General features: G+C 40.8%; 6 protein-coding genes and 1 pseudogene. 6 read left to right on the top strand and 1 reads right to left on the bottom strand.

The window, feature by feature from the left end; translation table 11 throughout:
• Positions 1-434: 434 nt before the first annotated feature.
• From C7H79_RS16015 to C7H79_RS15980, 6 genes are all read left to right on the top strand, one after another.
• Positions 435-731, top strand: coding sequence for a hypothetical protein (locus C7H79_RS16015; RefSeq protein ID WP_106708259.1), 297 nt, complete (start codon positions 435-437; stop codon positions 729-731).
• Between the two features lie 78 nt (positions 732-809).
• The gene (locus C7H79_RS16010) at positions 810-1217 is read left to right on the top strand and encodes a DUF4398 domain-containing protein (RefSeq protein ID WP_106708258.1); all 408 of its coding nucleotides are present in this window, start codon (positions 810-812) and stop codon (positions 1215-1217) included.
• Complete coding sequence (locus C7H79_RS16005; protein WP_106708257.1) at positions 1214-1996, top strand: OmpA family protein; 783 nt, start codon at positions 1214-1216, stop codon at positions 1994-1996. The genes C7H79_RS16010 and C7H79_RS16005 overlap by 4 nt, the downstream gene beginning before the upstream one ends.
• Before the next feature lie 413 nt (positions 1997-2409).
• Positions 2410-2868 (top strand): MgtC/SapB family protein, encoded by a 459-nt coding sequence (locus tag C7H79_RS16000; RefSeq protein WP_106708256.1) that lies wholly within the window; start codon positions 2410-2412, stop codon positions 2866-2868.
• 625 nt (positions 2869-3493) lie between these two features.
• Complete coding sequence (locus tag C7H79_RS19590; protein ID WP_106708253.1) at positions 3494-3640, top strand: VTT domain-containing protein; 147 nt, start codon at positions 3494-3496, stop codon at positions 3638-3640.
• Positions 3641-4716: 1076 nt separating this feature from the next.
• Positions 4717-6447, top strand: coding sequence for a thiamine pyrophosphate-dependent enzyme (locus tag C7H79_RS15980; RefSeq protein WP_106708252.1), 1731 nt, complete (start codon positions 4717-4719; stop codon positions 6445-6447).
• Positions 6448-6625: 178 nt separating this feature from the next.
• Here the strand turns inward: C7H79_RS15980 and C7H79_RS19130 are convergent.
• A pseudogene (locus C7H79_RS19130) lies at positions 6626-6793 on the bottom strand (IS1595 family transposase); the annotation flags it as partial.
• Positions 6794-6869 lie beyond the last annotated feature (76 nt).

Raw genomic sequence — 6869 nt, 5'->3', positions numbered from 1 at the left:
GGGGATCCACTCATAGATAAAAATACTAACAATTGCCAGATGGACTTGCTGTGAAAGTTAACGGGACAGTAGTGAGAAGAAAAACTCTCTTTAAGAAGAAACTTCACTTTTTGCCAAAATGCCTCGCATCACAATGTCATTTGTGACATTTCTACCATTATCACAGCCATTTACCCAGTTGTGCAAAGGTCTTTAAGATAGATACCTAAAAACCAATGTTAGCTTTCGTACTGAACATTCATTGTTAAAGAGTAGACAATATGTAAGCACTGCTAGGCGTCTCCTTAATCCAAATTAATTGGAGGGAAGCATGGAAATCATTGCTTTTTTATAGTTGTGGGCGTTGAAGTAAATCAATATTTCCCATAAATTAATTACGAAGAGCATAAATGTAAGCACAGCATTATTTTTTAACATTTAAAGGAGCAGTAATAATGAAAAGTATGAATACTAAATATTTATTGAATGCTTTTAGCACAATTCTATTAATTGGAATTTTCTCATTATTGACTGGCAATACTTTTGCTGAATATGAGAAAAATAATCCCACCAATGTTGAGAGGAAAGAGGAAGCAAAAGGATCAAATGATAATATTGATAGTGAGCAAAATATAAAAGAAAGCGATGATCCTGCTGGTCCCAGAGACCGAGATCCTTCGGAAATAGAGCTTCCTTCTGATGAGGATTCTGATAGCGCCATAAACCCCAACTCTGATAAAACTCGTTACTAGGGTTTTCACAAGTTAGGTCTAAGACCTGTGCAAAAGACTGAATTAGTAGAATTCGATATATTAGCCGGGAGAATTGATATGATTCAACAATCTACGATATGGAGATCAGATAATATTCTGCTGAGTCGTGCAAGCGTAATTGCAGCCGTATTTTTATTGATTGCCTGTGCGTCACCTCCGGCACCTCCTACTTTAGAGCTGTCAGCAGCGGAAATGGCAATTACCAATGCCGATAAAGCAGGAATAGCGGATCAGGCTTCAGCTGAGTTACGAGAAGCACGCACTAAGCTCGCCGCAGCTCGGGATGCCGTTCAGCAAGAAAAAATGATATTGGCCCAGCAGCTGGCAGAGGAATCAAGAGCTGATGCCGAATTGGCAATAGCAAAGGGTGAAGCACTCAAAGCTAAGGCAGTTAATGATGAATTGCAAAGAAATATTAATATTATTGAAGAGGAAATGCAACGCACTCGGGAGATTCTACAATGAGTAATTCAATTCATAAATTTACAAAGCTGATGGTCGTGAGCTTAGCACCTGTTATATTAGCAGCCTGTTCAGCAGTACCGGAAAAGCCGATAGGTTCTGACGCAGTTAGAGAAAAATTAATTCAACTGCAATCTGATTCGGAACTTGCCAGCCGCGCGCAACTTCCGATTCAAGAGGCGGAGCTTGCAGTAGATGCTGCAGAGAAACCTCGGCTGCCGGAAGACATGGAATTAGGGAGACATCTGGTTTATATGGCTGACCGTAAGGTTGATACTGCTTTGTACTTTGCACAAGCTCGATTGTTAGAAGATCAACGTAAACTGCTAGCTGAGCAACGCGCAACTGCACGTCTTGACTCACGTACGCGCGAAGTTGAGGATCTGCAGCGGCAAATTGAAAAACTTAATGCTAAGAAAACAGAACGTGGTTTGGTCATAACATTAGGCGATATACTGTTTGATACAGGGAAGGATACCTTTAAAGGTGGCGCAATTTTTCACATTGTAGAGCTTGCAACTTTTCTTAACGAGCATCCTGATCGCACGGTGATCATAGAAGGACACACGGATAATGTCGGCAGTAAGAATCTCAATTATGGCTTATCACAAAGGCGAGCTAATTCTGTGATGGCCTATCTTGTAAGGCAAGGGGTTGCTCCTGATCGTATCGTTGCCTACGGCAAAGGGGAGGATTTTCCGATCAGCGATAACGATACCGAAGCTGGTCGTCAGCAGAATCGCCGCGTCGAAGTTATCATTTCAGATCCAACGCTTGAATGATATTAATAAAATGAAGCATATTGATTTTTATGGATTTCAAGTTTCATAAAAAGAATCATGAAATGAAGATAGAGATGAAATACCAGATTAATGACAAGTTAACTCTATCTACGCACTTATAACAGACTGGAGAATTTTGCGAGCAAATATAAACGCTCCGATTACTTTATGTCATCAATCGAATACGCGATTAATCGCCCTGATTTTTACACCAACCCCTTTGGTTAAGAGAGTCTGTATACGGGGAATCAAACTTAGCAATTCTTGGGCGTCCTGCTCTATTTAAACTTGGCCGATTTGTTTAGCGGAAAATAATACTGTGTGAGCATTTGTCAAAAAGAAAATCTAAAATATTTATGGAATGAATAAGTCCTCAATAACACTCCATCATAAGATATTAGAAAGTCTGAATAATGAAATTTTTAACAAGCATACAAGAGCTTATTTCATACAGTGATCTTGCCCGTTTATTGATAGCGTTTGTATTGGCATTACCAGTTGGATGGGAACGTGAAAAAGAAACACGTAGTATTGGAATGCGCACTTTTCCACTAGTCTCTCTCGCTTCATGTGGCTATATGCTAATTGGGCAATCTATTGTTGGTGACGATCCAGAAGCTTTGGCGAAAATTTTATATGGGCTAATGACTGGTATCGGGTTCATTGGTGGAGGCGCTGTTCTCAAAGAAAATGGAAGTGTGCATGGCACAGCGACTGCGGCCAGTATTTGGAACACTGGGGCAATAGGTGCTGCGGTAGCTTTCCAACGCTATGAAATTGCGATTGCACTTGCGATTGTAAATTTTGGAGCGTTACGAATTGTTCCAACGCTTAAAAAGAAAATAATTCCACTAGATAAAGCCAAAAATTAATATTAATCAATAATCCAATTTGGCTTGGTCTACAAAGTGGCGGATTTAAATTCGAAGTGTAACTTTGAAGTCTGCATGTCTAGAAAAATTCTTGTTCGATACTTTTTCAGTGTGGACTTCTACAATGGAGCTTTTTTATTTTGAATCACTGTAAAATGACATGATAAGATAACTTATTGAATCTACTTTATTTATACGTTTGGATTTGAATTTATATTATGAATAAAACGCGAATTCAATTGATTGAAAATTATAGCCCCTTGCTGCTCACCATTGCATTAATAATGATCTTGATATTTTCTTATTACTTTATTGATTCATTTAAGTCTTTTATCCATTCGGCAAGGCAAGCGCTTATCAGTGATGATCCTGAGCGAACCACTCGCTATTTTAGTTAATTTGGTTTTTGGGGACCATTAGCTCTGATTTCCTTAATGGTGTTGCAAATGTTTCTTGTTATTTTTCCGTCATGGATCCCAATGATTATAGCTGTAATGGCGTATGGGTTTTTGCCGGGAGCTTTGATATCATTTGCAGGTGTCTTCTTGGTTTCAAGTCTGGGTTATTTTATTGGCAAAAATATAAACGAGGCTGCTTTAAGTGAATTCATTAGAAAAAAAAGCATATAAAAAAAACAGATCATTGGGTGAGTTGCTATGGGTTCTGGGCAGTAGTTCTTTTCCGAATTTCCCCTTTTCTTTCGAATGACGCGATCAGTTTTATAGCGGGCGCACTGAACATGAATTATCGTAAATTATTATGGCCACCTTAACTGGAATTACTCCCTTAACTTTTGCGATTGCCTATTTCGTGAATAACATCAACGTCTTAAGAACTGAACTGTATTGGATTGGTGGACTAGGCTTATTGAGCTACGCCGTATTCATCTATATTGATAACCAAAGATCGATTGCCTGAATTGATGTGATTTTACTAGTTGTACGTTAATTCAAACATAGTTAAGTAGTCGATCTTGATATAACCACAAGCAATTGATTATAGATATAAATACTTTTATTTTCTATGATCATGGCGCCCATATGTGTTAAATTAGGTTCATATTCTTGTTCGGAATGATAATTAAAAATGCTTACAGTGAGGTGTACGATTCATCAACCTAGTTTGTTTGGAATAGACCTGCTAATGCAACTTGATGGCAGTAATCCGTTACTAAAGCTTGCATTTTCGATACCGTGGCATAATGATGCGTAAACACTTTTCTGGGCACAAATCTAAGCAGCATTTTGCTGCCCCTCGAAGTCAACGGGCTATATATGTAACAAATAACTGTTAAAAATTCGCAAATTCCTTCAATATGAATGGCCTGTAACCCTTATAAATTTCATCAACTATAGGATTAATAGATATTTATTAAATGTCAATGGTTAAATTCAACAACTAATTGTTACACAGCCTATTTTAAGGAATGTGTCCGGTTTTACTTGGCCAGATCACATCACTTTAATGTTACTCATGCCGTCTCGCCGCTTTGCTTTAAATTTTACCTTGCAGATACGATTCCGACTCAATTGGCTTAATGCGACGGAATTTAGGTACTTGTTTGCTCTATAAAAGAATAGATCGGGGTGGGCGTTCGTACAGAACTTATGTAATTTCGTCAGTATGGTAAGGTAAAGTTGAATAAGTTAAAGCTAAAGTAACCACAAATATATAGAGATAGCTTTAAAAAGAATTATTTTGTATATGTGCAATACGAGGACAATACAAAATCGCTACATTACTATTCTGGAAGATCCGTTTTTTGCAAATAATATGCAAAAAAAATCGCGCATATTAAGTATCACTTCGTTTGAATTCATGCCAACCTTAAAATTTTAGGAGAATCCCATGAGCCGTACCGTTGCCGAACAATTGGTCGAATTACTCAAGTCTGCTGGCATCCGTCGAATTTATGGGGTCACTGGCGATAGCCTGAATTTTTTTAATGATGCCCTGCGCCGTGATGGAAGCATTGACTGGATTCACGTTCGGCATGAAGAAGCTGGTGCCTATGCTGCCATGGTTGAAGGTGTGCTGGGTGGTATTGGGTGCTGTGCTGGCAGTTCCGGACCGGGCCATGTCCATCTCATTAACGGTCTTTATGATGCTCATCGCTGGGGTGCGCCCGTTTTAGCCCTGGCCTCGACCATTACTTCTGAGGATTATGGCACTGAAAGCTTTCAGTCCACTGATCTGGACATGTTCGATGGATGCAGTTACTACAATGAGGTGGCTACGACACCACTGCAATTGCCCCGGATGTTGCAACAAGCGCTTCAGCACGCATGGAATCGGAAAGGTGTAGGCGTGTGTGCTTTCCCTGGGGATCTGATGACATGTAACGCTGATGATGAGGCACTGTGTGCTGATTTATATCGGCCACAGCCGGTTATGACCCCTTCCGACGCTGAGATTGAACTACTGGCGGAATTGATTAATAGTTCTGAAAACATTGGCATTTATGCAGGCGTTGGCTGTGCTGAAGCTCGCGCAGAGGTGATTGAGCTGGCTCGACTTCTCAATGCTCCGATGGCTTATACACTTAAGGCTAAGATGATGTTGGAATACGATAATCCTTACGCGGTTGGATTGACGGGATTGCTAGGTAACAAGGCTGGTGCTCGTGCTATTACTGGAGGCAAGCTGTTGCTCATGCTCGGCAGCGATTTTCCTTGGAAAGAATTTCTGGACAGTTCGGTCAGAATTGTACAGATCGATACCAAGCCAGAACGGCTCGGTCGACGAGTTGCATTACACATGGGGCTCTGCGGTGATATTGGCCCCACGTTGCGGAAGCTGTTGCCGTTAATTAATCCTAAGGTAGAAGAAAAATTTTTAAATGCCTGTCTGGCGGACTATGTCGAAGTGGAGGAAGATCTCCGCGTACATGCCACGGATCCCGGCGAGGAAAATTTGATTAAGCCTGAATTTGTTGCCGCAATGATTAATCGGCTAGCCGATGTTGATGCAATCTTCACTGCAGATACTGGCATGAGTACAGTATGGGCGGCACGCTATCTGCAAGGCACCGGTAAGCGTACCTTGATTGGTAGCTTTTCGCATGGATCTATGGCCAATGCTATGCCGCAATCTATCGGTGCTGCACTGCATTCACCCGAGCGCCAAGTCATCGCATTTTGTGGCGATGGGGGTATTTCAATGCTCATGGGAGATATAATGACTATCGCCCAATATAAACTTCCGATAAAACTGATTGTCTTTAACAATCGTAGTCTGGGCATGGTCGAACTGGAAATGCAAGTAGCAGGCTTGCCCGATTGGCAAACTAAAATGATCAATCCGGATTTTGCGATGGTGGCTGAAGCTTGCGGTATTCGAGGTTATTTGGTCACCAAACCAGATAAACTGGAAAATTCTCTCCAAGAAGCGTTATTACATAATGGCCCGGCTTTAGTCGATGTTTTTACCAATCCGCACGTGCCCACCCTGCCGCCCCATACATCAGTCGGAGTAATGTCCCGTTATGTACAGTCGCAGGCCAAACTGGCCTTGGGCGGCCGGATGGACGAAGTCTGGGATGCGTTTAGAACAAATATCAAATATATCAGAGATTTGTGATAGGTAATTAATTCATCCCACATTTTTGCTCAAAACTCATTTCATCTATTGGGATAGTTCTGCCGTATTAAGTAAGGACATTAGCTCAATTCGAGGAGAACTCTGCCGGCATTGTAAAAATGGTGAGGCTACATGATGGCTGTAAAAGGAATGCCATCTCCGATTGAGGATGGACTTGCCGAGCAATCTGCTTGTATGTGGAAACCCCATCGGTGCACAAAATTACATCCTTGTTTAACAGAGGAAAAAGCACTGGTTCAATTTTCCGCGCGCTTGTGCCATGCATTATATAGTTTGCAGTCTCACCATGACGGTCGCATACTACTAAATTTGGGCACTTTTTCTTTTATGCCTATGAACTGTTTTCAGTATTTTCTGCTCAAATGCTTTGAGATCAATAACATAAGGAGATTGAATTATGA

It is taken from the genome of Nitrosomonas supralitoralis (genome assembly GCF_003011925.2).
GTDB classification, from domain to species: domain Bacteria; phylum Pseudomonadota; class Gammaproteobacteria; order Burkholderiales; family Nitrosomonadaceae; genus Nitrosomonas; species Nitrosomonas supralitoralis.
Note: the sequence above shows the minus strand (reverse complement) of the source record. Positions and strands in the feature narration are given on the sequence as shown.

Bases quoted from the DNA above. Each gene is read 5' to 3' on its own strand.
- C7H79_RS16015 (WP_106708259.1), top strand. From the start codon at position 435: ATGAAAAGTATGAATACTAAATATTTATTGAATGCTTTTAGCACAATT.
- C7H79_RS16010 (WP_106708258.1), top strand. From the start codon at position 810: ATGATTCAACAATCTACGATATGGAGATCAGATAATATTCTGCTGAGT.
- C7H79_RS16005 (WP_106708257.1), top strand. From the start codon at position 1,214: ATGAGTAATTCAATTCATAAATTTACAAAGCTGATGGTCGTGAGCTTA.
- C7H79_RS16000 (WP_106708256.1), top strand. From the start codon at position 2,410: ATGAAATTTTTAACAAGCATACAAGAGCTTATTTCATACAGTGATCTT.
- C7H79_RS15980 (WP_106708252.1), top strand. From the start codon at position 4,717: ATGAGCCGTACCGTTGCCGAACAATTGGTCGAATTACTCAAGTCTGCT.